This is a genomic window from Tannerella forsythia (assembly GCF_001006485.1).
GTDB lineage: Bacteria > Bacteroidota > Bacteroidia > Bacteroidales > Tannerellaceae > Tannerella > Tannerella forsythia.
Genome location: NZ_JUET01000132.1, coordinates 1 through 534 on the forward strand (window position 1 = coordinate 1; position 534 = coordinate 534).

A 534-nucleotide genomic window follows, 5' to 3' on the forward strand; every position below is an offset into this window, starting at 1 on the left:
TGGTGCGCGTTTTGCAGTGTTTGCATTCATATTGCTCCTTGTCTTTTTTCCAATAATGATCCGTGCCTCCGCATTTGGAACAAACAACTCCTACTTGGTCGCGATATGCCTTAAACTTTTGCTTGCAGCTTTCTTCGTCTGGAAAGTGAGATAGAAAATCGATCAGTGTCATTGCCTTATTTTTTTTGCAAAAACAATCATTTTAGGTAAATATGCGGAGATTCATTTATTTTTAAGCATAACTGTTAAGTTTTTATTTTTTTAGCTTCCCCGCCAAAATAACATTATTATCATTGATATCTAATTTTGCGTTGAGTTCCGTTATTCTTTTTCGTACATCGGGTTGTAAATCATCTTTTTTGAGCGACTCTTCCAATAGTTCTTTTAATTCTATTGGTTCCATTGCATAAGTGAAATAACCATCTCGAATACGAAACGAAAGGAAGAACGGATCAAATTCCCAACCGCCTAAGTAATCATTTATGATGCGAACGTACTGAGATTTCTTAGTTTTTTTGTTCGTTAAAATTAATT

Annotated in this window: 1 protein-coding gene and 1 pseudogene; both read right to left on the reverse strand. The window is 34.5% G+C overall.

The window, feature by feature from the left end; translation table 11 throughout:
* Positions 1 to 172, reverse strand: a 172-nt coding sequence (locus tag Tanf_RS14510) for a transposase (protein WP_161794924.1), incomplete at its 3' end; no start/stop codon positions are given.
* Between the two features lie 81 nt (positions 173 to 253).
* Positions 254 to 534: pseudogene (locus tag Tanf_RS12535) on the reverse strand (6-bladed beta-propeller); the annotation flags it as partial.